The sequence below is a fragment of the Calidithermus timidus DSM 17022 genome, from assembly GCF_000373205.1.
Classification (GTDB): domain Bacteria; phylum Deinococcota; class Deinococci; order Deinococcales; family Thermaceae; genus Calidithermus; species Calidithermus timidus.
This window is the reverse complement of the sequence record NZ_KB890697.1, coordinates 24,117-46,369: the sequence shown is the minus strand read 5'-3', so window position 1 is coordinate 46,369 and position 22,253 is coordinate 24,117. Positions and strand designations below refer to the sequence as shown.

The window sequence follows — 22,253 nt, the reverse complement described above, 5'->3', positions numbered from 1 at the left end:
TCTTCAGCAACTACCCTCCTGAACGCGTCAGCTGACGGCGGGCGGCGGCCACGGCCAGCTCGCTGCCCAGCTCCTGGCTGAGGTATTGCAGCAGGGATAGCCACTCCTCGTTGGAGAGGGAGGGCTCGAGGGCCAGCCGCAGCAGGGCGTTGTAGGGGTGTTTTCCAGCAGCCAGGGCGCGGGCGGTTTCGCCGGGGACGGCGGCGGTCTGGATGTCGCGCAGCAGGCTCAGGGCGTCAAACTGAAGGCCCGAAAGCGGCAGAAACTCCTCGGAGCCTTGGTAGCTCAGGGCGCTGATTTCCTCCAGCACCTCGAGGGCCTGCTGACGGATCTGGGCCAGCTCGAGCTGGTGTTTATGCCCGTACAAGGCCTCCATCACCTTCGGCAGCACCAGTTCGTCGGGGCTGCGGCCCAGCAGTCGCTCGGCCTGGCTGTACCAGCCCTCCAGCAACTTCGAGACCTCCACCAACTGGGTGGTCACCCCCGCCTGGGCCGGGGTGCCCTGCTCGAGCTGAAGGGCGGTCTGGCGTAACACCTCTCCCAGCTCTCCCAGTCGTCGCTGCAAGCGTTGCCCCTCGGAGATCAGCCGCTCAACCTCGGCGATGCCCACGCTAACCGTAGCCTGCATACCCTACATCCTAGCGCTAGATGAGAAGCGCGGTCCTGAGCGATCGTTCATATCCCTCGAGCCCAAACGCTGAATTGCCCGCCATTCTGGTATAACCCTTAGCGTGTCACTCGATCTGCTGGTGATCGCACCCCATCCCGACGACGCGGAACTGGGCTGTGGGGGCACGCTGGCTCGCGCTAAGGCCGAGGGCCTGAGCACGGGCATCCTCGAGCTGAGCCTGGGGGAGATGGGCACCAAGGGCACGCCCGAGCAGCGTTTGGCGGAGGCGGCCGAGGCCGCCCGCATCCTGGGCCTGGATTACCGGGGAAACCTGCGCTTGCCCGACGGATCCCTCACCGATGCCCCTGATCAGGTTGCCGCACTGGCCACGGCCTTGCGGGAACTGCGCCCGGCGGTGCTGATCGCGCCCCACGAGGCCGACCGCCACCCCGACCACGTGGGTGCCCACCGGCTGTGCCGCGGCGCGGTGCATTTCGCCGCTTTGCTCAGAGCTCCGCTCGAGGGGCGGCCACATAGGGTCTCGAGGCTGTTCTTCTACCCCGGCAATTACCCCGCCACTCCCAGCCTGCTGGTGGACATCTCGCAGCACATCGACACCTGGGAGGCTTCGGTGCTGGCCCACCGCAGCCAGTTCTACGGCGAGGTTGTCTCGGAGACGGTGAGCCTGGCCGGGGTGGAGGCCCGCAAGGCCCTGCGCCGGCAATGGGGCAACTACCTGGGGGTGGGCTACGCCGAGCCCCTGGTGAGCCCCCTGCCCTTGCTGACGACACCCTGGTACCATGAATAGTCCCTACAGTACGAGCCACGGCACGGACCCTTTTGGTGGGGAAGGGGTCAGCTTTTATCACCCACTTCGGTGCCCGGCCCCACCTGGTACACCGCCCGCCAGGGGCGGAAGTTGGAGTCGAGGTAGTCCACCCTGACTTCGCCCGAGGCCCGCACGACGGTGCGGGTGATGCGGGTGCGGTAGCCGTCGACGGCCCAGTCGACCTGCTTGATTTGGCCGGGGCGCAGGCTGGGCTCCACCACGTATTGCGGGGGAGGGTGAGGGGTGCGGGAGAGGATGACGGGCGGTGAGACCGTGACCTTACGGCCATCGGGTATCCCGAAAAGCTGCACCTGCACGACGCCCCCCTGGACGCTGGCCCGCACCAGCAGAGGGCCGGGGGTGTCGTTCTTCATGCGCAGGTTCAGGTAAGGCTGGTAGACCGCCGCGTCGTAGCCGACGATGGGGTCGTACCAGTGCACCCGGTAAGCGTGCGGGTTGCGCTCGACGACGGGCAGGCCGGCTTGGTACAGCGCCCGGAAGGCCGTGGTCGAGACCTGGCAGACCCCACCCCCCACGCCCTTCACCGTGCGTCCACCCGAGATCACCAGCGCTTCCTTGAAGCCCCTCTCCGGGCTGATGTCGCCTACGGCTCGGTTGAAGTTGAACTCCTCGCCCGCGGGTACCACGTAGCCGTCGAGGCTGCGGGCTGCCGCCGCCACGTTGGCGGCTCGCTCCGCGCTCGAGCCCCTGAAGGAGGTGCTGGCTTCGGCCAGGAGCTCGAGGCCCTCAACCGGCGGCAGCTCGGCGGCCCGGATCCTGGGATGGGCCGGGATAACCGGCAGGTTGACCCCGCTGCGACGGGGGTCGAAGAGGGCGGCCTCGAGCAGGTTCAGCGCGGCTTTCTGGTCGAGCTTCCAGCCCGCTTCCTCGGGCCTGACCACCAGCTGCTCCCCCTGCAGCACGTAGCGGGCGTCGCTTGGATCGCGGTCGAAGGCGCGCGCTACCCGGCGCAGACTGGATTGGATGGCGCTTCGGTTGGCCACGATCTGGCCCTGGGCGAAGCCAATCCAGGAGGCCAGCTCCTGCCTCGAGACTCCCCGGCTATAGACCTGGCTGCCGGTGTTGTAGACCAGCACGAGGGGGCGCAGCAGCGCGTTGGCCTGCTCGGCCAGGGGTTGCAGGTCCTCCTTGAGGAGTTTGGCGGGGAGGACCCTGGGGATGAGCTCGAGCCGGGTGCGGGTGGGGTCTTGCTCGAAGGCCAGCAAGGCTTCCGAAAGGTCGAACTCGAAGCCCGGTCGCTCGGGCTTGACCACCCAGACCCCGCCCTCGGTCACCAGCCTGGCGTCGCGGGGAGGCTGCTTGACGCTGTTGGCCAGGGCCTCGAGGCGGCTTCGGAGGGTGTTTTGCTCCACCTTTACCCTCAGCGGCAAGCTCACGCCGTGGCGCAGGGCCTCGAAGCGCTCGCTCAGCCGACGGGCCAGGCTCCCCCTCCTTCCCACCGCCAGCGCGGCCTCTGCGGTGCTTTCAGGATCGGGGCGCCAGCCCAGCTCCGAGGCCGCGATCTGGATGGTTCGATCCCTGGCGGTGATGCTGAGGACGGGGGGTTCCAGGTTTTGCGTGGCCTCGGCTACTCGAGCAATGGCCCGCTCGAGGCTCAGCCCGCCGAGCGGCACACCCGCCGCCGTAATTCCCGGGTAAACCCGCCCGGCGTAGCGCAGCTCGAAGCCGCCCCAGCCCACCAGCAGCAAGCCCAGCACGCTCAGTGCACCCCAGCGCAAGCCCCTCACAACACCTCCATCATAGAAAACCCGAAACCGCTCAAACATCACCCCACACGGAATTGCCCCAAAATCAGATCTCGTCCTTGGCCAGATCGTTGAAACGCACGTGCTGGGCGTGGAATTGCAGGTCTACGGTCCCGGTGGGGCCGTTGCGTTGCTTGCCTACGATGATCTCGGCGATGCCGGCCTTCTCCGAGTGGGGGTTGTAGTAGTCGTCGCGGTAGATGAACATCACCAAGTCGGCGTCTTGCTCGATGGATCCCGATTCCCTCAGGTCTGAGAGCATGGGCCGCTTGTTGGGGCGGGCCTCCACCGCACGCGAGAGCTGGGAGAGGGCGATGACGGGCACCTCGAGCTCCCGCGCTAGGTTCTTGAGCCCGCGCGAAATCTGGGCGATTTCCTGCTGGCGGTTTTCCCCGGCGTTCCTGCCGTTGTTGGGGCCGGACATGAGCTGCAGGTAGTCGATGACGATCAGCCCCAGCTTCTGCTGGGCCCGCAGGCGACGCGCGCGTGAGCGCAGCTCCATGAGGGTCATGTCCGGGGTATCGTCGATCATGATGGGGGCCTCGGAGATGCGCCCGGCCACGTCCACGAGCCTAGAGAAATCCCGGTCGGTGAGCTGGCCCTGGCGCAGGCGGTTCATGTCGATGCGAGCCTCGGAGCACAGCATGCGCGTCACGAGCTGCACCGCCGGCATCTCCAGCGAGAAGATGGCCACCCCTAGCCCCTCGCGCAGCGCGACGTTCTGGGCGATGGTGAGGGCGAAAGCGGTCTTTCCCATCGAGGGTCTGGCGGCGATGATGTTCAAAGAACCCGGACCCAAGCCACCCAGCATCGCATCCAGTTCGCGGAAGCCACAGCGGATGCCCTCGGTCTGGCCCTGGTTCTCGTAGAGCATTTGGATGTGCTCGAAGGTCTCGTGCACCAGCTCGCGCATGCTCTGGAACTCGCTCCTGCCTCCTTGGAGCGAGACCTCCAGCACCTTGCGCCCGGCGCTATCGAGGATGTCTTCCAGGCTCCCGGCCTCTTCGTAGGCCATGCGCATGGCCTCTCCGGCGGCGTGGATGAGCTTGCGCAGGGTCCACTTCTCTGCCACGATCCGCGCGTAATAGTCGGCATAGGCTGCCGTGGGCGTGGTCTCCGACAGCCCCACCAGGTAGGACAGGCCCCCTACCTCGTCGAGTTCGCCGCGGGTGCGTAGTTCGTCGGAGAGGGTTACCAAGTCGATGGGCTCGTTGCGGGCGCGCAGCTGCTCCATGGCCAACCAGATCTTGCGGTGGCCCTCCTTGTAAAACGCCTCCGCGCTCAAGGTGCCCTCGAGCCGGTCCAGGACTTCGCTGTCGAGCAGCACCGAACCCAGCACGCTGGCTTCAGCCTCGAGGTTGTGGGGAGGAATGCGACCTTCCATAGTGCAATGCCCTCAAGAGCGGAGCCCAGTCTACTGACTTGACAGGCCCACTTTGAAGACCAGAATAGTCGGGCGTGATTTGGGAGTGCACTTGCCAAGAGAAGGGGGCTTTGCTATATTGGCTTTCGCTCTGCTGAGCGCGACCCATCGCGCCACGTTCCACGGTAGCTCAGTCGGTAGAGCGGTCGGCTGTTAACCGATTGGTCGCAGGTTCGAGTCCTGCCCGTGGAGCCAAATCAGCCCGAGGCCATTGGCCTCGGGCTTGCTCATGGCGCGAGCTTCCCCACAAAAAGAAGCCCCCATGCAGGGGCTTCTCGCCTTATCTGGTGAAGCTTAATTCAACTCTTCGCTCCAGGCATCCTCGAAGAGGGCGCGGGCTTCGTCCAGGCTCACCTCCATCACCTGGGCGATTTCCTCGGCCAGGAGGTGCATGGCCCGGCGGAAGGCCTGGCGGTCGAGGTCGGGTAGGCCCTTCTCAAGGTCCCAGGCCCTGAGCTGGCCAGCCAGGGTGGCGATGCGGTACGGATCACCCTCGGCCAGGATTTCAGTGGTCTTGCGGTGGCGGGCGGCCCACTGACGGGGCAGGGGTAGACGACCTTCACGCAGGAGGTGCAGGATCTGAGGAATCTCGTCAGGGCCCAGCGCGGGGCGCATTCGGGTGATCTGCGGGGCTTCTACGGGCACGTAGGCTTTGGAGCGGGTGCCGGGAAAGTCCACCTGATAGTAGTCACGTTCACTGCCCGAGACGGTCCTTTGCGCGATTCCCGAGACCACACCTACGCCATAAGGCGGCAGCACAACCTTATCCCCAGGACGATATTCTCTCACCGACGACTCCTTTCGTGAGCACCCAGAGGGCTGGTGGGTGCGAGGCTCTGTTTTTCCGTGGTATTCACCCGCAGGCGATCCCCCCAAAAAACCAGCGCGGGGGGAAGGTATGACCCGCGCTCGAGAGCATGCGTTTTGGGGGATTGTTGGGGTAGCTAGGATGCCGTGCATCCCCGATCCCCAAGGACGGATGGTTTTGTGCAGAAGAAGCGCCTGCGAGGTGACCTCGAGCGTTGTCTCACGGTTGTGGGCAAGTCGAGGCACCACGGTCACGCCCATAAATATACCATGACAAAAGCCCCCTTGTATGAGAGTACTTGGTTCTCCAAAGGGAGAAACGTGGCCGAGAATTTGTCCGGGACGGATTATTTGTGTACCCCGCCCCGCGGGTGTACGAGGATCAAATCTGAGAAACCGGTGTTTGGACAACAATCATCGCAAAATCTCGACTTTGATCGGAAATCATAAAAAACAACCCCTCGGTAGAGGGATTTCGGCAGCGCTTGTGTACTTCGAGTATGCAACTGACAGGGGGGTAGATCAAGGGCGTGGGAGGGGAGCGGCGATGGGCCTTGTGGGATGGCGATAAACGGCTATATTAGGGCTCGTGCCGTCGGGTCGGGTACATGAGACCATCAACCTCTGCGCTTTGGGCTTGGGCAGCGCAGGCTACCTGGCTTTCAAGGGTTCCTTCGACCTCGAGGACTCCGCGGCGCTGGCTTTCGTGGCGAGCTACTGCGTGGGGACCTTCCTCATCACCCCGGACCTCGACCTGGCCGAGCGAAACGTGCGGGCCAAGGGGCGCTGGGGCTTGCTGGGGTGGATTTGGGTCCCCTATGGGCTTATGTTTTCCCACCGCGGGCTGTCCCACACTTGGTTCATCGGCCCGCTGACCCGCCTGGCGTACCTGTTCCTGCTGGGAGGGGCGCTGCTGTGGGCTGGAGATGGGCTGCTGCGCTATTGGGGGGCCTCGCTCGAGCTGCAAGGACGCATTAGCGCACCCCCGGGTGAAATCCTGGGGGCAATGACCCTGGGGTATTACGTTTCTCAGTGGCTCCACCTCATCGCCGACGGAATTTGGCCCGACTTCCCGCGCCGTTTGCGCCGATAGCTGCTAGGGGAGGGTGCTGGATTGGGGGGCAGTCTGCTTATACAATCGCAAGGTGTCTCTCCCTGCTGAGTACTGGATCAAGCGACTCGGCTTGAAGCCCCACCCCGAAGGGGGGTATTACGCCGAAACCTATCGCGCTGCCCAGACCTTCCCCAACGGTCGCCCTGTGGCGACGGGAATTTACTTCCTGCTCGAGCACGGCAACTTCTCGGCTCTGCACCGCTTGAGCTCCGACGAGCTGTGGCACTTTTATCTGGGCGAGCCCCTGACGGTCCACCTGATCGAGCCGATGGGTGTCTACCGCACCCTCTGGCTGGGACCGGACCTCGAGGCGGGCCAGTCCTTCCAGGGGGTGGTCCCGGCGGGCTGCTGGTTCGGCGCGACGGTCGAGACGCCGGGCGGCTATGCCCTGGTGGGCTGCACGGTAGCTCCAGGCTTCGACTTTGCCGACTTTGAGTTGGCCGAGCGTGAGGTCCTGAGCCGGCTCTACCCCCAGCACCGCGCCCTCATCGAGCGCCTGACCCGCTCATGAAAGCCATCCTCGCGGTCTTTCCTGTCACACGGCTCGCGGTTACGACCGTTTTCTTCGTGTGTGGCCTGGTGACGGCGGCCTGGGTGGCCCGAATCCCGGCCATCAAGGCCAGCTTAGGCCTGAGCGCTGGAGAACTGGGCCTGGCGCTCACCGGGATGCCCATCGGGCTGGTGTTGGCGATGCCCGTGACAGGTTGGAGCATCGCCCGAGTGGGCAGCCGCAGCGTGGTGATCTGCTCCTCCTTCGCCTTCAGTCTGATCCTGCCCCTGCTGGGCCTCGCTCTCAACGCCTGGTGGCTGTGGGTGATCTTGCTGGCCTTCGGCTTCGCCAGCGCCGCCATGGACATCTCCATGAACGCCCAGGCGGTGGAGGTGGAAAAGGCCTACAACAGGCCGATCATGTCGGGTTTTCACGCCTTCTTCAGCCTGGGCGGGTTGGTCGGGGCGGTGCTCGGGGGCTGGGCAGCGGGCGTGGGGATGGGGCCGCTGGCCTTCTTCCTGCTGAGCGCGCTTGGCTCGAGCCTGCTCCTGCTGTGGGCCATGCGCCACCTGCTGGCGGCGACACTCGAGGCGGGCGCCCCCGGCTTCGCCATCCCCCGCAACGCCGTGCTGCTGGGGCTGGGGGTGATCATCTTCTGCACCGGGCTGGGGGAGGGGGCCATGGCCGACTGGAGCGCGGTCTACCTGCGCGAGGTGATCGGCACTGGCGAGGCCCTGGCGGCCTGGGGGTACGCGGCCTTCTCGCTGGCGATGGTGGCAGGCCGCCTCGGCGGAGACTGGCTCACCCACCGCTTCGGCCCGGTTCGACTGGCCCGGCTGGGCGGCTTGCTGGCGGCGGCGGGGCTGGGCGGGGCACTGTTGGCTCAGGGCCCGGTTCCTGTGTTGCTGGGCTTCGTGCTGGTGGGGCTGGGCTACTGCACGCTGTTCCCGCTGGTGTTCAGTGCGGCAGGCCGGGTGGAGGGGGTACACCCCGGCGTGGCCCTGGCTTCGGTAGCGACCTTGGGCTACCTCGGCTTCCTGGCCGGGCCACCCCTCATCGGCTGGATCGCCCAGATCAGCTCGCTGCGCTTTTCCTTCACGGTGGTGGCGGTGCTGGCGCTGTGCATCACCGCGCTGGCCGGGCTGCTGGGGCGTTCGAGGGCTTCGTAGCGGGTTTTGCGCCCCCCGCCTTGCTCAGTGTCTTCCAGTCGCGGTCGCGCAGCAGCACCAGCGGGTTGATCACCCGCTCGTCGCCGCTCCACCAGCTCCCGTAGACGCCGAAGTGCAGGTGGGGCGGGGTGGTGCGGGCGTTGCCGGTGTTGCCCACGTAGCCCAGCACCGTGCTGGTCGTGACCTCGTCGCCCTCCTCGAGGCCCTTGGCGTAGGCGTCGAGGTGGGCGTAGTAGTAGCGCCGCCCGCCCGGCCCCAGCACGTAGACGTAGTTGCCCCCGAGTTGCCCGTAGCCCATCCGCACCACCACGCCCTCGGTGGCCGAATAGACCGGGGTGCCCCTGGGGGCGAAGATGTCCTGCCCCTCGTGCTGGCGCCCGCCAGAGCGGGGTGCTCCGAAGGTGTCGGCCACCTGGCGCACCCGCACCCCATGCACTGGCATTAGGATCTCCTCGTCGGGTGGCAGGCTGTACATGCGGGCATAGGCCGTGAAGGGATCCCACAGCGGGGGCTGGGGCTCCTCCTGGGCTTCGGGGATGGTGGGCGCGGGGGCCTGCGGGGGTTCGGCCGCGGACTCTTCGAGCAGCACGCCCGAGGACAGCAGAAGGCACAGGCTGAGCAACAACAGGCGCATTATCCTACGAGGGTAGCGTTTTCCGGGCGAGAATAGTGAAGCCCAGAGGGCGTTGGGGCACAATGCCTGGGTCTCCCACCTCCGGGGGCCCACCCGGCTTACAGCTACCGGGGCGAGGACGGGTTGGAGGGGGTGGTCGGGGTCGCCAAGGGCGAGGTCGACGACGTGCTGGCGGCCTCCCGCATGGACCGCATCAAGGCCCTGGTTTTCGCCTACGGCGTGGCCGACGTCGCCTGGTACGCCTACCTGCGGCGCGCCGGCCAGCTTGGCAACGACGCACTCACCCGTCGCACCTACGGCGACGGCCCGCAGTCCCGGCCTGAGAGCTTCCGCGGGCTGGGCGCGGTCGCGAAGCTCCCCCTTCGGTGCCGGTGCTCATCTTGCAGGCCCGGGCGCTCGCCAAGGCCCCCGAGGCCCGCCAGCAGCCTTACCGGCTCCTGGTTTAAACAGCGCCCACGGCTTCTTAATTAACCGCAAGACCTTGCGCAAGCAGGGCGAGGGGTCGGCGGCCTACCGGGAGTCGTTACAGGCGTGGGACGCGCTGTTGGGGTTCCTGTGGGAGAATCTTTGAGGCTGCGATACTTGGTAGCCGATAGCCGGGCGTGGGTCGTATGTCATACCAGATTGGGTTAGTTTGTCACCGAATGGTGACGAACTAACCCGACCGAAGGGAGTGCTCTGGGATTCAAAAAGATAGCCTCTGGGTTTTGGTTTTGAAGAGTATCTTTTTGAATCCGGTATCATACGCAAAACGCAAAATGCAAGACGCCTTAACCCTCGGCTCTCGACCCTCGACGGCGGTTCACCACGAGCCTCCCGCTTTTTGCTGACGGCCTAAAGGCCGTGAATGGCAGGCGCGTTGCCGTGAGGTATCAGCTCCGCGGTGCGGGTGTCGCCCTGGGGGGTCAGGCGCACCTCGAGGCTGTCCGGGAAGACCTCGGGCTTTCCCCACTCGATGAGCACGCAGCGGGCTTCGGGGAGGTAGTCCTCGAGGCCCAGGCTGAAGAGTTCCTCCTGGTCGGCCAGGCGGTAGGCGTCGATGTGGACGATGGGGCCCTGAGGGGTGGGGTACTCGTGGATGAGGGTGTAGGTGGGGCTGGTCACCTCACCGCCAAAGCCCAGCGCCTCGGCCAGAAACTTCACCAGCGTGGTCTTGCCCGCGCCCATCGGGCCGGTGAGCAGCACCAGGGACCCTTCAGGCAGGGCCTGGGCCAGCTTGCGGGCGAAGGCTCGAGTCGCGTCCAGGTCTCTCAGCAGCACTGAAGTAGCTTACCGCTGCTTGGGAGATCAAGCTCAATCCTTGTAAGGATCGAATTCATTTGCTCCGGCCATCACCACGATCAAAGGGCGCAGGGTGTGCAGCACCTCGACGGTCTTGCCCTGGGCCTTCAACACCTCCGGCAGGCGGCGGTAGACGTGGGGGCTTTCGTCGAGGCCGCCGCCGCGCAGGATCACGCCCTTCTGCTTTAGCCACTTCTTCATCGCACCCTCGGTGACCTGACCGGGCCGCAGGACCTTCCCGGTCTTGCGGTCTATCTTGCCCAGGGCCTGGCGGCGACTCATCACCCGGCCCGCGCCGTGGATGGTGGAGAAGAGCGCGGCTTCCTGCATGGCCTGGGTCTCGGGGTCGGCATTCACGGTGCCCTGCAAGATCACCGCGTCGTCGCCCATGCTGCCGCCCACGAAGCCCTTCTGGCCGGGGAAGGCGGGGGTTGCGCCCTTGCGGACGACCACGTACTCCTCACCGCCGTGAGTCTCCTTCCAGGCGAAATTGTGGTGGTTGTGGACGAGCTCGAGCTCCCGCCCGCCTAAAATCTGCACCACCTTGCGGGCCACCCACTCCCGGCCCACGTAGGCGTAGCGCCCGGCGAGGTTCATGAGGGCCCAGTAGGCTTTGCCGAGCTCGGAGTTGAGGTCGAGCAGCGCTTCTACCTCGGCGTTCCTCGAGCCCCAGGGGCGGTTTTGCGAGAGGGCCATGAAGCCCGAGGCGATGGTGTGGCCCAGACCCCTCGAGCCGAAGTGCACGCCCACCCAAACGCGGCCCTGCTCGTCGGCGAGCACGTCCACGTAGTGGTTGCCCGAGCCCACCGTGCCGAGCTGGGCTCTCGCCTTCTCGCGCAGGGCTTCGCGCTCGGCTTTGCCGGGAATGGCTTCCCAGGCGGCGTCCTCGAAGAGAGGGTGGTCTACGGGGGCGTCGTCGGCGCGGTTGGTACGGCCTAGGCCGAAGGAGATGGTGCTGGCGATCTCGTCGGCGAGGGCCTCGAGGTAGGGCTGGAGCTGCTCGAGCCTCAGGTCGGTGCGGATGGCGGCGTTGCCGCAAGCGATATCGAAGCCAACCCCGGCCACCGAGACCTTGTCGCGGTACGCCGCCACGCCACCCACCGGCATCACGTAGCCGAAGTGCCCGTCGGCCATGAGCGCGGTCCTTTGGGCGCGGCTGGCCACGTCGCGAAGCTGCCCGAGGGTCTGGGCATCGTGCTGGCCGAATACGGGGATTCCGTCCTCGAGGCGCATGGTTTTCACTTTCATGATCGCGGCCTTTCTTTGGCCAGTTTGTGCACTGCCTCATCCGGGGTATGAACAAAGCCCGCTGCTCGAGCGGGCCAGGATGAAGGAGCTTTCGGCCAGAAATACACCTGGCTCCAAAAGTATAGGAGCGATGCACGCATCGCTCCTATGTTTGGTGCCGGGAGCGGGACTTGAACCCGCATGAGCTTGCGCTCGCTACCCCCTCAAGATAGTGTGTCTACCAGTTCCACCATCCCGGCGAAGGCAAAGGACAGTTTAGGAGTCAGCCTTGGGCTTGTCAAGGAGGCATGGCGGGTGTAGTGTGGCCCCTGAGCCCGCTAGGGCTAGACAACCCGGCCCAAAGTCCCTGGTGCTGTGGCGCGTAGTCACAGCTTAAAGTGGGGAAACCGGTGAAGCAGCTAGCTGTGTATTCCGGTACTGTCGCGCAACGGTGAGAGCGCATGGGGGTCTTTAGACCACCGCCTCGAGTCCGAATACCTGCCAGGGAGTCTCCCGACCCGACTAGGGAGACACCTCTCGCACGAAGAGGGAGTATTCGGGGAATCACCGCTTTTGATGCCCCTGCTCCCGCAGGGGCATTGTCTGTGCCCCAACCTCGGCGTGAAGGCCGGGTGCCCGTGGAGGAGCTCAGGAGGCATGGATGAAGCGTGGTTTGTTCTTTCTCATCGGCTTACTCTTGTCGGTGGCTCTGGCCCAATTTCCCCGCACCGTCACCGACGACGCAGGCCGTTCCGTAACCCTGAAAAAAGCGCCGCAGCGCATCGTGAGCATGTTGCCCTCGGCCACCGAGACCATTTGCTCGCTTTCCGAGGCGGCCTGCCGGCGCATCGTGGCCACCGACCAGTTCTCCAACTGGCCCGAGATGGTGAAGGGCCTGCCCAAGGCGGGCGGATTCATCAACCCCAACCCCGAACTCATTGTCTCGCTCAAGCCCGACCTGGTGATCATCAGCCGGGGGAGGCTGCTGGAGGCGCTCGAGCGGGCCGGGCTCACCGTGTACGTGACCAACCCCCAGACTTACGACGATATCTTCCGTACGGCGCGGGCTTACGGTGAACTGCTGGGCCTCAGGGCCGAGGCGGAGCGGCTGGTGGCGCGTGTGCAGGCCGAGGTGTTCGCCCTCGAGACCCGCGCGGCCAAAGCTTCCGAGCGCCCGCTGGTCTACTACGAGATCGACCCCACCCCCTACACGGCGGGCCCTTCCTCCTTCATCGGCACGCTCATCAGCAAGGCCAGGGGCCAGAACATCATCCCCGCCGAATTGGGCCCCTTCCCCAAGATCAACCCCGAGTTGGTGGTGCAGAAGAATCCGCAGGTGATAGTGGTAACCCACCCGGAGGTGGCCGCGATCAAGAACCGTCCGGGGTGGGCCAGTGTGTCGGCGGTGAAGAACAACCGGATCTGCGCTTTCAGTGGGCAGCAGGATGACCTGCTCTCGAGGCCAGGACCGCGGGTGGCCCAGGGGCTGAAGCTCTTGATCGAGTGCTTCCACCCCAACCTGAAGTGAGGCTTTAGATGCGGAGGGCTTCCCTGCGGGCCGCGCTGCCCCCTCGGTACCTGGGGGGGCCTTGGGGCGGACGGCGCCTGCTGGTCTTCGCCGGCCTTCTGTTCCTGCTGGCTCTGGCCTTCATCGTGGGGGTGGGGCAGGGGGCGGTGAGCATCGCACCGCTCGAGGTCTTCCGCGCCCTCGTCGGCTTGCAGCAAAACCCCATCGTCACCGAGCTGCGCTTGCCCAGGGTGCTGGGGGCCGTGCTGGTCGGCGCGGCCCTGGGGTTGGCGGGGGCGGCCTACCAGGGGCTGTTCCGCAACCCGCTGGCCGACCCCTACCTGATGGGCGTGGCCGCGGGGGCAGCCTTCGGCTTCACGCTCTCGATCAGCTTTGCCGGGATGGTGGGAGCCTTTGGCGGGGCGCTGTTCTTCGCCAGCGTACCCGGCTTCGCCGCCTTCGGAGCCTTCGTGGGCGCGCTGTTGGCGGTGGCTTTCACGCTGCTGCTGGCGGGCGGAGCGGCCCGCAGCCACGACCTGATCCTGGCCGGGGTGGTGGTGGGCAGCATCCTCACTGGACTCTCTACGCTGGTGCTGTTGCTCGATTCCGACCGCATCCGCGAGGTGTTCAGCTACACCTTGGGCAGCTTGGCTTTCATGGGCTGGCGAGGGGTGGAGGTGATGGCCCTTGCGCTGGGGGGGGCCTCGCCGCTGCTGCTGGGCTTGAGCCGAGCCCTCAACGCGCTCGCGCTGGGCGAGGAGACCGCCCGCACGCTGGGTTTACCGCTGCCCCAACTGCGCCTGCTCTTGATCGCCCTCTCCACCCTCCTCACCGCCATCGCGGTGGTCTACGCGGGCATCATCGGCTTCGTGGGCTTCGTAGCCCCGCATATCCTGCGCAAGCTGGTGGGCGGCGACTACCGCTTTCTGCTGCCCGCTTCCGCGTTGGGCGGGGGGGTGCTGCTGGCGCTGGCCGACCTGCTGGCGCGGGTGGTGGCTCGCCCCACCGAACTGCCGGTGGGGGTAGTCACCACGCTGCTGGGGGGGCCCTTCTTCTTGTATTTGCTGTGGAGGGCAAGGCGTGCTTAGGGCCGGACGCAAGACCCAAGACGCGAAGTACCCGGGGCTAGGCGCAGAGGGGCTGCGGGCTGTGGGGTTGACTTTTGGTTATCGGGGAAAGCCTGTTCTTGCGGAAGTCAGCCTCGAGCTGCGCCCTGGAGAGTGGCTGGCCCTTTTGGGCCCCAACGGCGCGGGGAAATCGACGCTGTTGCGGCTGCTGGCGGGGTTGCTGAAGCCGAGCGCGGGGCGGGTCGAGCTCGATGGCCAGCTACTGGAGGGGGTTATGGGCTACCGGCGCGGCCAGACCATGGCCTTCTTGAGCCAGAACGGCGGCTACCCCGAGGACATGACGGCGGAGGAGGTGGTGCGGCTGGGGCGTATCCCCCACTTAGGGCTCTTGGGGCGCGAGGGCCGGGAAGACCAGGAGGCCGTGGAGTGGGCACTGGAGCAGACCCAGACCCAACCCTTCCGCCACCGCCTGTTGCCCACGCTCTCGGGCGGGGAGCGTCAGAGGGTGTTGCTGGCGCGGGCCCTGGCATCCAGGCCACGCTATCTGCTGCTCGACGAGCCCACCGCTCACCTCGACCTGCACCACCAGGCCGAGTTCGTGGCCTTGCTGGCGGGCCTGCGTGCGGGGGGCATCGGCATCCTCACGGTGCTGCACGACCCCAACCTGGCCCTGCAGGCCAACCGCGTGGCCTTCCTCAGCGCAGGCCGCATCGTGGCTGAGGGCGAGCCAAGAACGATCGTTACCCAGGCGCTTCTCAACCAGGTCTATGGCCCGATGGTGCGGGTGCGTGAGGTCGAGGGGCGCCCGGTGGTGCTGCTGGGGTGAGGCGTGCTGAAGACCCGTAGTCCCCTGACCCGTTGCAGCCTCAAGGTGACCGAGCGCTTGCTGCTGTTGGACCTGGGCGAGGTGCGCCGGGTGCGTTCGCAGGACGGGCCTTGCCTGGTGCGCTACTTGGTGGTGCTACGCGAGAGGGGCCCCTACGGACCCCTGCTCGCGCGGGAAGGGGTCGCGCTGGCTCAGGCGCTGGTGTACGCGCTGCCCGTAGATCTGCTCGAGTTCAGCTTCGACGCCCAGGGGCTGAGCCTGCCGGGGCTGCGCTTTTACGCCTGCGAGCCGGAGTTCGTGGAGACGCCCCTGTACGCCTGGTTGGAGGGATGATGGCGCAGGACTGGCGTGAAGAGGTCAAGACCGAAAAACCCTACCGCAAGCCCAGCGGGCGGCGGCGGGGGCTGGTCATCGTGAACACCGGCGAGGGCAAGGGCAAGACCACTGCCGCGTTGGGGCTGGTGCTGCGGGCGGTGGGGCGCGGCTACACGGCGCGTGTCTTCCAGTTCATGAAGCATGCGGGGGCGGCCTTCGGCGAGCACCGGGCGCTCGCCAAGCTGGGGGTGGAGATCGAGGGCCTGGGGGACGGCTTTAGCTGGATCTCGAAGGACCTGGAGCACTCTGCGGCCCTGGCCTATGCGGGTTGGCAGCGCGCCAGGGAGGCTGTGTTGGGGGGAGAGTACTTCCTGGTAGTGCTCGACGAGATCACCTATCCCATCCGCTACGGCTGGATCCCGCTCGAGGAAGTTCTGGAGGCGTTGCGTCAGCGGCCCAAGAACGTCACGGTGGTCCTCACCGGGCGGGGCGCCCCCGAGCCCCTGATCGAGTTGGCCGACACGGTGAGCGAGGTCAGGAAGCTCAAGCACGCCTTCGACGCCGGGATTCCGGCTCAGCGGGGGATCGAGCATTAGGGAAGAGGGGCTATGTGGCCGAAGATGACCCTGCGCGACAGGACCCTCATCGTGGATCTAGGTGCTTCGCGGCGGGTGCTCTCGAGCGCCCCCTTTCGGGGTGGCCTCAGCTATAGCCGCTACCTGGTGAACCGCACCGTACCCAAGGACTTCTGCCCTCCAGATTTGGGGGGCGTGGTCCGGGCCGATCTGGAGGGGCTGGGTCTTCCCCCAGGTGTCTGCGTGGCCCACCTGACCGCGGTGGACGTGGCCGCTCACGCCTACGCCGCGGCGGAGGAGGGTGGGGTGCGGGTTCAGGTTTGGCTCACCGCGGGGCTGGGCAACCTCGCCGCGCCGGGGCTTTCCCCCCTCGCCCTCTCCCGCCCGGGGACCATCAACGTGCTGGCGGTGCTCCACGCCGATTTGGCCGAGGCGGCCATGGTGGAGGCGGTGCAGATCGTCAGTGAGGTCAAGGCCCGCTGCTTGCGGGGGCGCACCACGCGGGAGGGCTACCCCGCCACCGGCACCAGCACCGACACGGTAAGCGTGGCCCTGCTGGAGGGCCCAAAGCAGGACTACTGCGGGGCGGTGACCCCGGCGGGGCGGGCTTTGGGCCGGGCGGTAGATGGGGCCCTTTCGGCGGCACTGCTTGACGCAATCCCCGCGACAGCGGAGGGCCTGTGAGCGTGCTGTTGGCTCTGCTATGGGATTGGCGCTTCGGCGAGCCACCCGCGAAGCTGCATCCGGTGGTCTGGATGGGCCACTACCTACGGTGGGCGGGGCGGGGGCTCACGGAGCAGCCTCCCCGTGCTGCCTTGGCCCTGGGGACCGCGGGGTGGCTGCTGGGGGCTGCCTTGGTGGTTTTGGTTTATGGCGCCCTCGAGCGCTCGATCGCCCCCTTGCCGCTCTGGGCCGGTGCCATCCTGGGCGCGTGCTTGCTCAAGCCGCTCTTCGCCTTCCGGATGCTGCTGGAGGAGGCCAGGTACGTCGAGGAGGCCCTCGAGGAGGGCTTGGAGCAGGGCCGATGGCGCTTGAGCCGTATCGTCAGCCGGGACACCCGCAGCCTTGACGAGGCCGAAGTGCGCGAAGGGGCGCTCGAGTCGCTGAGCGAGAACCTCTCGGACTCCCTGGTGGCTCCCCTCTTTTGGTTCTTGCTGTTGGGCCTGCCGGGCGCGGCCCTCTACCGCTTTGCCAACACTGCCGACGCCATGTGGGGTTACCGGGGCGAGTGGGAGTGGGCGGGCCGCTTTGCCGCCCGCGCCGACGACCTGCTGAGCTGGCTACCCGCCCGCCTCACCGCCCTGGTGTTGTGGCTGTGTCGCCCTGGTTTCAGCCTGCGTGGCCTGGCCGCCGAGGCCCGCCAGACCCCCTCGCCCAACTCGGGCTGGCCTATGGCGGCTTTAGCGTTGGGGCTGGGGGTGCGGCTGGGCAAGCCCGGCGTGTACGTGCTCAACCCCCAAGGCCGCCGCCCCACGGCGCGGGACTTCGCCCTGGGGTTGAGCTGGACGGCTCGAGCCGGCTGGGGGGCGGGGCTGGTCTTCGCCCTCTTTGAGCTGGGGAGGGTGGCTCATGCTTGACGACGTGCTCCGGCCCATCCACGGCGGGACCGACAGCGGCCCTGAACCCCGCTACGACTTCTCCACCAACGCCAACGCTCTAGGCCCCGATCCCTTCGCCCTCGAGGCCATCCGCTCCGCCGACCCCAGCCGTTACCCCGACCCGCTCTACACCGAGTTGCACCGCTCCATCGCCCAGCATCACGGTGTGAGTCCCGAGCAGGTGGCGGTGGGATCGGGCAGCAGCGAGCTGATTCACCGCCTGGTCCGCTGGCGCTGGCTCAGGGGCCCCATGCTCATCCTGCCCCCCACCTTCTCCGAGTACGCCCGCGCCGCCCAGCCTGCCGAGTTGCCGCTGTTGCAGGCCCAAAGCTCGCGGGAGTTCCTCGAGCTCTTGCCCAGGGCCACCCTGGCCTTCTTGTGCGTGCCCAACAACCCCACGGGTGAGGTTTACTCCTTCCTCGAGGAGGCCGCCCACCGGGCTGAGCGGGGGAAGGTGGCTTTGGTGCTGGACCTGGCCTACCACGCCCTCACCCAGGACCCGCCCTCGCTGCCCGAGGGGGTCTGGCGGCTGTACAGCCCCAACAAGGCCCATGGCCTGACCGGGGTGCGGGCGGCCTACCTGCTGGCTCCCCACGACCTTACCCACTTCCGCAACCTCGCGCCCTCCTGGGTGCTGGGGGTGCACGGCGAAGCTTTCTTGCGGGCGGTGTTGCAGCCGGCCTCGCAGGACTGGCTCGAGGTCACCCGCCAGACCCTGTGGCGCTGGCGCGGCGAACTGGCCGAGGGCTTGCGGGAACTGGGTCTGGAGGTGCGCGAGGGGGTGGCCAACTTCCTCTTGGTGCGGGTGGGGCAGGCCACCCTCGTGGCGCGGGCGCTGCGCCTTCAGGGCGTGCGGGTGCGCGACGGCACTTCATTTGGGCTGCCCGAGTGGCTCAGGCTCTCCGCTCAGGCCCCCGAGGCCCGGCAGGCGCTACTCGAAGGCTTGCGGGAGGTGCTTTATGGCTAAGGCCCTCATGGTCCAGGGCTGCACCAGCGGGGCGGGCAAGAGCTTTTTGGTGACCGCCCTGTGCCGCGCCTATGCCCGAAGGGGCTTGAGGGTTGCGCCCTTTAAGGCTCAGAACATGAGCAACCACGCGCGGGTGGTGAAGGGGGGCGAGATGGGCAGCGCCCAGTACTTCCAGGCCCTGGCCGCTCGCGTGGAACCGGAAGTGCGCATGAACCCCGTGCTCGTCAAGCCGGAGGCCGACACGAAGAGCCAGGTGCTGCTGCTGGGTCGGCCCGACCTCGAGCTCTCGAGGCTACCCTGGATCGAGCGCAAGGAAAGGCTGTGGCCGGTGGTGCGTGAAGCCCTGCACTCGCTGCTAGAGGACTTCGACCTCCTCATCCTCGAGGGGGCGGGCAGCCCGGCGGAGATCAACCTCAAGCCGGATATCGTGAACATGCGGGTGGCCAGGGAGGCCGGGGCGCGGGTCTTGTTGGTGGCCGACATCGACCGGGGTGGCGCTTTTGCCCACCTCTACGGGACCTATGCGCTGCTGGAGCCCGAGGAGCAGGCCCTGGTGGTTGGGTTTGTGCTGAACAAGTTCCGGGGCGACGCGAGCCTGCTCTCTCCCGGACCCCAGCGGATGCGCGAGCTCACCGGCGTGAGCACGCTGGGGGTGCTGCCCTTTTGGAGTGGTCACGGCCTGCCCGAGGAGGACGGGGTGTTCGAGGGCCGCGTCAGGGGCGAAGGCTTCACGGTGGCGGTGCTGCTCTACCCTTACGCCTCCAACCTCGACGAGTTCGAGCCCCTGAAGCACCTCGAGGGGGTGCGGCTGCTCTGGGCCAAAAGCGCGCGAGAGCTGGTCGGGGCCGATCTGCTAGTGCTGCCGGGCTCCAAGCACACCCGGGCCGACCTCGAGTGGCTGCGCGCGCAGGGTTTGGAGGAGGCCATCCTGGCCCACCACCGCTCGGGTAGGCCCCTTTTGGGCATCTGTGGTGGCTTGCAGATGCTGGGCGCGGTCCTGCACGACCCGGAGGGCCTGGAGGCGCCGCTATCGCCGCGAAGTGGGGTAGGTGGGGGCTCGGTGCGGGGGTTGGGGCTTTTCCCCTACGAGACGGTGTGGGTGCGGGAGAAGGTCCAGCGCCGCATCACCTTGAGGTTTCCCTCGGGGAATCGCTCTGGCGACCGGTTGGCGTCGGAGCCTAGGCTCGAGGGCTACTGGTCGCGCTTGTCGGGCCTCGAGCTCGAGGGGTACGAGATCCGGCACGGGCGGACGGGTGAGGGCAGCCTGGTCTATGCCCAGGGCAACCTGCTGGCCGTTTACTTTCACGGTCTGTTCGAGAATGAGGGTGTGCAGGAGCGCCTTTTCGGTGGCCGAGCCCCTGGGCTCGAGGACACCTTCGAGCGCCTGGCCGACTTCCTCGAGGCCCACCTGGAGCCTGGCGTGTTGGATAAGCTGATTTCGGAGGGAGGCTCATGAGCGTGGAAATCTGGCTGGTGCGCCACGGCGAGACCCTCTGGAACGCGGAGGGCCGGCTTACGGGCTGGAGCGACGTGGCCCTGAGCAAGCGGGGTGAGGCGCAGGCCAGGGCCCTGTTCCCCTTCCTCGCCGCCGAGCCCTTCGACAGCGTGGTGGCCTCGGACCTCTCTCGGGCCGTTCAGACCGCCCGGCTGGCCTATGCTGAGCCTCAGCGGCGGCTCTCGGCCTTGCGCGAACTGGATTTCGGCAGGCTCGAGGGCCTGAAATGGGCCGAGCTGGCCGAGCCCCACCAGGCTGCCCTGCTCGCTTTCGAGGGGTTTGAGGCTCCGGGGGGTGAGTCCATCGGCCAGATGCGCTCGAGGGTGTATGGCTTCCTCGAGGGGCTTCCCCCAGGGCGGCACCTGGCCTTCACCCACGGCGGCGTGTTGCGCTTGCTGCTGCGGGATTTCGAGCAGGACCGCTTCCTGCCGCCCTGTGCGGTGGTGGGGCTCGACTGGACTGGGCGCAGGGTGCGCTTCGTGCGGGCTGAGGAGGGGCTGGATGGCTGACGGGGTCCCCGCGGCGGCGGAAGCTGGGCTCACCTTGGTCACGGGTGGGGCGCGCTCGGGCAAGAGCGCTTTCGCCCAGGAAGAGGCCCACAGGCTGGGCGCTGGGCGGGTGAGCTTCATCGCGACCGCCCAGGCCCTCGACGAGGAGATGCAAGAGCGCATCGCGCTGCACCGGGCCCAGCGCCCGCGGGAGTGGCAGACCCTCGAGGAGCCCCTGAACCTGAGCGCCGCCTTGCGCCAGGCCCGCCACGAGGTGGTGCTCTTGGACTGTCTCGCCTTGTGGGTCTCCAACCTGCTCTTGCGCCAGCCGGAGCCGGTGGAGAGGGTAGAAGCGCTCATCCCCTACCTCGAGGAACTGCTGGATGCGCGCCGGGAGATCGGAAAGCACTTGCTGGTGGTGAGCAACGAGGTGGGCATGGGCATCGTCCCCGAGAACCCTTTGGCCCGGCGTTATCGCGACCTCTTGGGTTTTGCCAACGCCCGCCTAGCCCGTGAGGCCGCTGCGGTGTACCTGATGGTCGCGGGTCTTCCCTTGAGGCTCAAGTGATTGGCTTGGGATTTTATAGTAAGCGTATGGCGCAAGGTGTGGTTGGCGGAAAGTACCAACTTACCCCTCCGGTAGAAGTCCGCAAGGCCTTGGGCATCGAGCCCGGTGACCGGGTAGAGGATGTGGTCAAGGGGGGGCGGCTCGAGATCCGGGTGATCCGCCCCGATTTATCCCAGGTGCTCGCGGAGCACGATTTCACGGCTTGGTGGGCTGAGACCCAGGATGACGCGCTGCGGGGGCGGGATGATTAGCCTGGATACCAACGTGATGCTCTCGGCACTTAACCCTGCCGACCCCCACCACACCCGCGCGAGGCAGCTTCTGAGGGAGCATGGGGCTGCGGAGGCGCTCACCCTCTCGCCGCTGGTGTACACCGGGGTGATGAGCTTCGACGATACCGTGTACGCTTGAGGGGTTTAGCCTATGCGACTACCCGAGATCAAACCCATACAGACCCACTGGCTCGAGGCCGCCTGGGCGCGGCAGAACCGCCTGACCAAGCCCCCAAGATCCCTGGCCTACCTGGAGGAGCTCGCGGTGCGGCTCGCGGCGATTGGGCAAAGCCTGCACCCTGAGCTTGGCAAAGGAGCGGTCATCGTCTGCGCCGCCGACCACGGGGTGAGCGCCGAAGGGGTTTCGGCGTATCCGAGCGAAGTTACCGCCCAGATGGTGCGCAATTTCCTGCGGGGGGGTGCGGCCATCAATCAGATCGCCCAGGTCGCCCAGGCCGAGGTCTGGGTGTTGGACGTGGGGGTGCGCGCCGAGTTCGAGGAGCATCCAAGGCTCATTGGCGCAAAAGTACGCCCCGGCACGGGCAACATCGCCCTCGAGGCCGCCATGACCCCCGCTCAGGCCGAAGCGGCCCTCCAGGCCGGCATGGGAGCGGCGCGGCGGGCCATCCAGGAGGGGGCCACCCTGCTGGCGGCAGGGGACATGGGCATTGGCAACACCACCGCGGCCTCGGCGCTCACCGCGGCCATCTTGGGACTCCCCGCCGAGGCGGTCACGGGGCGGGGCACCGGCGTGGACGAAAGCCGCTACCGCCATAAGGTGCAGGTGGTCGAACGAGCCCTTCGGCGGGCCGAGCGCAGGCTGGGCGAGCTCACCCAGGCCGACCCCCTGGCGCTCTTGGCCGAGCTGGGCGGCTTGGAGATCGCGGCCATCGCCGGGGTCTTCCTGGCCGGAGCCGAGGCCGGCCTTCCCCTTGTCACCGATGGCTTCCCGGTTACTGCGGGGGCGCTGGTGGCCTCGAGGCTGGCCCCATCGCTGCAGGGCTACCTCTTTGCCGGTCACCGCTCTGCCGAGCCCGGACACACCCGGCAGCTCGAGGCCCTGGGGCTCAAACCCGTGCTCGAGCTGGGCCTGCGCCTGGGAGAGGGTACCGGAGCGGTGCTCGCTTTTCCCATCCTGCGCTCGGCGGCTCGGGTTCTGGCGGGCATGGCCACCTTTGAGGAGGCTGGAGTCGCTCAGGCTACGGCTGTGGAACGAGGTTGAGGG

Annotated in this window: 26 protein-coding genes, 2 tRNA genes and 1 riboswitch; of the genes, 20 read left to right on the top strand and 8 right to left on the bottom strand. The window is 67.1% G+C overall.

The genetic code is table 11. From position 1 onward, the window contains the following. Positions 1 to 10 precede the first annotated feature (10 nt). A complete protein-coding gene (locus B047_RS0109325) occupies positions 11 to 628 on the bottom strand; it encodes a hypothetical protein (protein WP_018466690.1) in 618 nt (205 codons plus the stop codon). 103 nt (positions 629 to 731) lie between these two features. Between B047_RS0109325 and bshB1 the strand changes: the two genes are divergently transcribed. Next, a complete protein-coding gene (bshB1, locus tag B047_RS0109320) occupies positions 732 to 1,418 on the top strand; it encodes a bacillithiol biosynthesis deacetylase BshB1 (RefSeq protein ID WP_018466689.1) in 687 nt (228 codons plus the stop codon). A gap of 47 nt (positions 1,419 to 1,465) precedes the next feature. Here bshB1 and B047_RS0109315 read toward each other — a convergent pair whose 3' ends face one another. Together B047_RS0109315 and dnaB are read right to left on the bottom strand one after the other, a co-directional pair. Next, entirely contained in the window at positions 1,466 to 3,187 is a 1,722-nt protein-coding gene (locus B047_RS0109315; RefSeq protein ID WP_018466688.1) for a VanW family protein, read from the bottom strand. A gap of 64 nt (positions 3,188 to 3,251) precedes the next feature. Beyond that, positions 3,252 to 4,589 (bottom strand): replicative DNA helicase, encoded by a 1,338-nt coding sequence (gene dnaB / locus B047_RS0109310; RefSeq protein WP_018466687.1) that lies wholly within the window; start codon positions 4,587 to 4,589, stop codon positions 3,252 to 3,254. A gap of 158 nt (positions 4,590 to 4,747) precedes the next feature. On the opposite strand from dnaB, the gene B047_RS0109305 reads away from it, so the two are divergent. Further along, positions 4,748 to 4,823: transfer RNA gene (locus B047_RS0109305), tRNA-Asn, on the top strand. A gap of 99 nt (positions 4,824 to 4,922) precedes the next feature. Here B047_RS0109305 and B047_RS0109300 read toward each other — a convergent pair. Further along, positions 4,923 to 5,417, bottom strand: a complete 495-nt coding sequence (locus tag B047_RS0109300; RefSeq protein ID WP_026234766.1) for a CarD family transcriptional regulator — start codon at positions 5,415 to 5,417, stop codon at positions 4,923 to 4,925. Between the two features lie 607 nt (positions 5,418 to 6,024). Here B047_RS0109300 and B047_RS0109295 point away from each other — a divergent pair. The 3 genes from B047_RS0109295 to B047_RS0109285 are packed head-to-tail and all read left to right on the top strand — an operon-like array spanning position 6,025 to position 8,208. Further along, positions 6,025 to 6,528, top strand: coding sequence for a metal-binding protein (locus tag B047_RS0109295; protein ID WP_018466685.1), 504 nt, complete (start codon positions 6,025 to 6,027; stop codon positions 6,526 to 6,528). Positions 6,529 to 6,580: 52 nt separating this feature from the next. Then, positions 6,581 to 7,060: a cupin domain-containing protein gene (locus tag B047_RS0109290; RefSeq protein ID WP_018466684.1), complete on the top strand. Its 480-nt coding sequence runs from the start codon at positions 6,581 to 6,583 to the stop codon at positions 7,058 to 7,060. After that, positions 7,057 to 8,208, top strand: coding sequence for an MFS transporter (locus tag B047_RS0109285; protein ID WP_018466683.1), 1,152 nt, complete (start codon positions 7,057 to 7,059; stop codon positions 8,206 to 8,208). The genes B047_RS0109290 and B047_RS0109285 overlap by 4 nt, the downstream gene beginning before the upstream one ends. On the opposite strand, the gene B047_RS17615 is transcribed toward B047_RS0109285, so the two are convergent. Next, entirely contained in the window at positions 8,165 to 8,842 is a 678-nt protein-coding gene (locus tag B047_RS17615) for a M23 family metallopeptidase (RefSeq protein ID WP_018466682.1), read from the bottom strand. The two genes, B047_RS0109285 and B047_RS17615, sit on opposite strands and share 44 nt — an antisense overlap. 132 nt (positions 8,843 to 8,974) lie before the next feature. Here B047_RS17615 and B047_RS17910 point away from each other — a divergent pair, with 132 nt between their 5' ends. Then, positions 8,975 to 9,313, top strand: a complete 339-nt coding sequence (locus B047_RS17910) for a hypothetical protein (RefSeq protein ID WP_157205874.1) — start codon at positions 8,975 to 8,977, stop codon at positions 9,311 to 9,313. A gap of 363 nt (positions 9,314 to 9,676) precedes the next feature. On the opposite strand, the gene tsaE is transcribed toward B047_RS17910, so the two are convergent. From tsaE to B047_RS0109255, 3 genes are all read right to left on the bottom strand, one after another. Continuing rightward, entirely contained in the window at positions 9,677 to 10,102 is a 426-nt protein-coding gene (gene tsaE / locus B047_RS0109265; protein ID WP_018466680.1) for a tRNA (adenosine(37)-N6)-threonylcarbamoyltransferase complex ATPase subunit type 1 TsaE, read from the bottom strand. Between the two features lie 33 nt (positions 10,103 to 10,135). Further along, positions 10,136 to 11,371 carry an RtcB family protein gene (locus tag B047_RS0109260; RefSeq protein WP_018466679.1) on the bottom strand — a complete coding sequence of 412 codons (1,236 nt, stop codon included), beginning with the start codon at positions 11,369 to 11,371 and terminating at the stop codon, positions 10,136 to 10,138. Between the two features lie 152 nt (positions 11,372 to 11,523). Continuing rightward, positions 11,524 to 11,610: transfer RNA gene (locus B047_RS0109255), tRNA-Leu, on the bottom strand. 91 nt (positions 11,611 to 11,701) lie between these two features. After that, positions 11,702 to 11,870, top strand: a riboswitch (cobalamin riboswitch). A gap of 141 nt (positions 11,871 to 12,011) precedes the next feature. On the opposite strand from B047_RS0109255, the gene B047_RS0109250 reads away from it, so the two are divergent. The 14 genes from B047_RS0109250 (at position 12,012) to cobT (ending at position 22,250) form a co-directional block, all read left to right on the top strand. Then, positions 12,012 to 12,878, top strand: coding sequence for an ABC transporter substrate-binding protein (locus B047_RS0109250; RefSeq protein WP_018466678.1), 867 nt, complete (start codon positions 12,012 to 12,014; stop codon positions 12,876 to 12,878). Between the two features lie 8 nt (positions 12,879 to 12,886). Then, positions 12,887 to 13,945 (top strand): FecCD family ABC transporter permease, encoded by a 1,059-nt coding sequence (locus B047_RS0109245; protein WP_018466677.1) that lies wholly within the window; start codon positions 12,887 to 12,889, stop codon positions 13,943 to 13,945. Positions 13,946 to 14,006: 61 nt separating this feature from the next. Next, positions 14,007 to 14,750, top strand: a complete 744-nt coding sequence (locus B047_RS0109240; protein ID WP_018466676.1) for an ABC transporter ATP-binding protein — start codon at positions 14,007 to 14,009, stop codon at positions 14,748 to 14,750. A 3-nt stretch (positions 14,751 to 14,753) separates the two neighbouring features. Further along, the gene (locus B047_RS0109235) at positions 14,754 to 15,083 is read left to right on the top strand and encodes a hypothetical protein (RefSeq protein ID WP_245533731.1); all 330 of its coding nucleotides are present in this window, start codon (positions 14,754 to 14,756) and stop codon (positions 15,081 to 15,083) included. Continuing rightward, positions 15,080 to 15,661 carry a cob(I)yrinic acid a,c-diamide adenosyltransferase gene (gene cobO, locus B047_RS0109230; protein ID WP_018466674.1) on the top strand — a complete coding sequence of 194 codons (582 nt, stop codon included), beginning with the start codon at positions 15,080 to 15,082 and terminating at the stop codon, positions 15,659 to 15,661. Before B047_RS0109235 ends, cobO begins: the two co-directional genes overlap by 4 nt. A 12-nt stretch (positions 15,662 to 15,673) precedes the next feature. Next, entirely contained in the window at positions 15,674 to 16,324 is a 651-nt protein-coding gene (locus tag B047_RS0109225; protein ID WP_084784979.1) for an adenosylcobinamide amidohydrolase, read from the top strand. Further along, positions 16,321 to 17,217, top strand: a complete 897-nt coding sequence (cbiB, locus tag B047_RS0109220) for an adenosylcobinamide-phosphate synthase CbiB (RefSeq protein WP_026234764.1) — start codon at positions 16,321 to 16,323, stop codon at positions 17,215 to 17,217. Before B047_RS0109225 ends, cbiB begins: the two co-directional genes overlap by 4 nt. Then, a complete protein-coding gene (locus tag B047_RS0109215) occupies positions 17,210 to 18,205 on the top strand; it encodes a pyridoxal phosphate-dependent aminotransferase (RefSeq protein WP_018466671.1) in 996 nt (331 codons plus the stop codon). The genes cbiB and B047_RS0109215 overlap by 8 nt, the downstream gene beginning before the upstream one ends. Continuing rightward, positions 18,198 to 19,661 carry a cobyric acid synthase gene (locus B047_RS0109210; RefSeq protein ID WP_018466670.1) on the top strand — a complete coding sequence of 488 codons (1,464 nt, stop codon included), beginning with the start codon at positions 18,198 to 18,200 and terminating at the stop codon, positions 19,659 to 19,661. The genes B047_RS0109215 and B047_RS0109210 overlap by 8 nt, the downstream gene beginning before the upstream one ends. Further along, positions 19,658 to 20,209 (top strand): histidine phosphatase family protein, encoded by a 552-nt coding sequence (locus B047_RS0109205; RefSeq protein ID WP_018466669.1) that lies wholly within the window; start codon positions 19,658 to 19,660, stop codon positions 20,207 to 20,209. The genes B047_RS0109210 and B047_RS0109205 overlap by 4 nt, the downstream gene beginning before the upstream one ends. Next, positions 20,202 to 20,756 (top strand): bifunctional adenosylcobinamide kinase/adenosylcobinamide-phosphate guanylyltransferase, encoded by a 555-nt coding sequence (gene cobU / locus B047_RS0109200; RefSeq protein ID WP_018466668.1) that lies wholly within the window; start codon positions 20,202 to 20,204, stop codon positions 20,754 to 20,756. Before B047_RS0109205 ends, cobU begins: the two co-directional genes overlap by 8 nt. A gap of 26 nt (positions 20,757 to 20,782) precedes the next feature. Next, the gene (locus B047_RS0109195; protein ID WP_018466667.1) at positions 20,783 to 21,007 is read left to right on the top strand and encodes an AbrB/MazE/SpoVT family DNA-binding domain-containing protein; all 225 of its coding nucleotides are present in this window, start codon (positions 20,783 to 20,785) and stop codon (positions 21,005 to 21,007) included. Continuing rightward, positions 21,000 to 21,167 carry a hypothetical protein gene (locus B047_RS17905; RefSeq protein WP_018466666.1) on the top strand — a complete coding sequence of 56 codons (168 nt, stop codon included), beginning with the start codon at positions 21,000 to 21,002 and terminating at the stop codon, positions 21,165 to 21,167. The genes B047_RS0109195 and B047_RS17905 overlap by 8 nt, the downstream gene beginning before the upstream one ends. A 12-nt stretch (positions 21,168 to 21,179) precedes the next feature. Continuing rightward, positions 21,180 to 22,250 (top strand): nicotinate-nucleotide--dimethylbenzimidazole phosphoribosyltransferase, encoded by a 1,071-nt coding sequence (gene cobT, locus B047_RS0109185; RefSeq protein ID WP_018466665.1) that lies wholly within the window; start codon positions 21,180 to 21,182, stop codon positions 22,248 to 22,250. The last annotated feature ends 3 nt before the right edge of the window (positions 22,251 to 22,253 follow it).

Coding starts and splice junctions, on each gene's coding strand:
- cobU (WP_018466668.1), top strand. CDS start 20,202: ATGGCTGACGGGGTCCCCGCGGCGGCGGAAGCTGGGCTCACCTTGGTC.
- B047_RS17615 (WP_018466682.1), bottom strand. CDS start 8,842: ATGCGCCTGTTGTTGCTCAGCCTGTGCCTTCTGCTGTCCTCGGGCGTG.
- B047_RS0109325 (WP_018466690.1), bottom strand. CDS start 628: ATGCAGGCTACGGTTAGCGTGGGCATCGCCGAGGTTGAGCGGCTGATC.
- B047_RS0109225 (WP_084784979.1), top strand. CDS start 15,674: ATGTGGCCGAAGATGACCCTGCGCGACAGGACCCTCATCGTGGATCTA.
- B047_RS0109210 (WP_018466670.1), top strand. CDS start 18,198: ATGGCTAAGGCCCTCATGGTCCAGGGCTGCACCAGCGGGGCGGGCAAG.
- B047_RS0109195 (WP_018466667.1), top strand. CDS start 20,783: ATGGCGCAAGGTGTGGTTGGCGGAAAGTACCAACTTACCCCTCCGGTA.
- dnaB (WP_018466687.1), bottom strand. CDS start 4,589: ATGGAAGGTCGCATTCCTCCCCACAACCTCGAGGCTGAAGCCAGCGTG.
- B047_RS0109215 (WP_018466671.1), top strand. CDS start 17,210: ATGCTTGACGACGTGCTCCGGCCCATCCACGGCGGGACCGACAGCGGC.
- B047_RS0109260 (WP_018466679.1), bottom strand. CDS start 11,371: ATGAAAGTGAAAACCATGCGCCTCGAGGACGGAATCCCCGTATTCGGC.
- B047_RS0109245 (WP_018466677.1), top strand. CDS start 12,887: ATGCGGAGGGCTTCCCTGCGGGCCGCGCTGCCCCCTCGGTACCTGGGG.
- B047_RS0109205 (WP_018466669.1), top strand. CDS start 19,658: ATGAGCGTGGAAATCTGGCTGGTGCGCCACGGCGAGACCCTCTGGAAC.
- B047_RS0109250 (WP_018466678.1), top strand. CDS start 12,012: ATGAAGCGTGGTTTGTTCTTTCTCATCGGCTTACTCTTGTCGGTGGCT.
- B047_RS17905 (WP_018466666.1), top strand. CDS start 21,000: ATGATTAGCCTGGATACCAACGTGATGCTCTCGGCACTTAACCCTGCC.
- cobT (WP_018466665.1), top strand. CDS start 21,180: ATGCGACTACCCGAGATCAAACCCATACAGACCCACTGGCTCGAGGCC.
- B047_RS0109285 (WP_018466683.1), top strand. CDS start 7,057: ATGAAAGCCATCCTCGCGGTCTTTCCTGTCACACGGCTCGCGGTTACG.
- cobO (WP_018466674.1), top strand. CDS start 15,080: ATGATGGCGCAGGACTGGCGTGAAGAGGTCAAGACCGAAAAACCCTAC.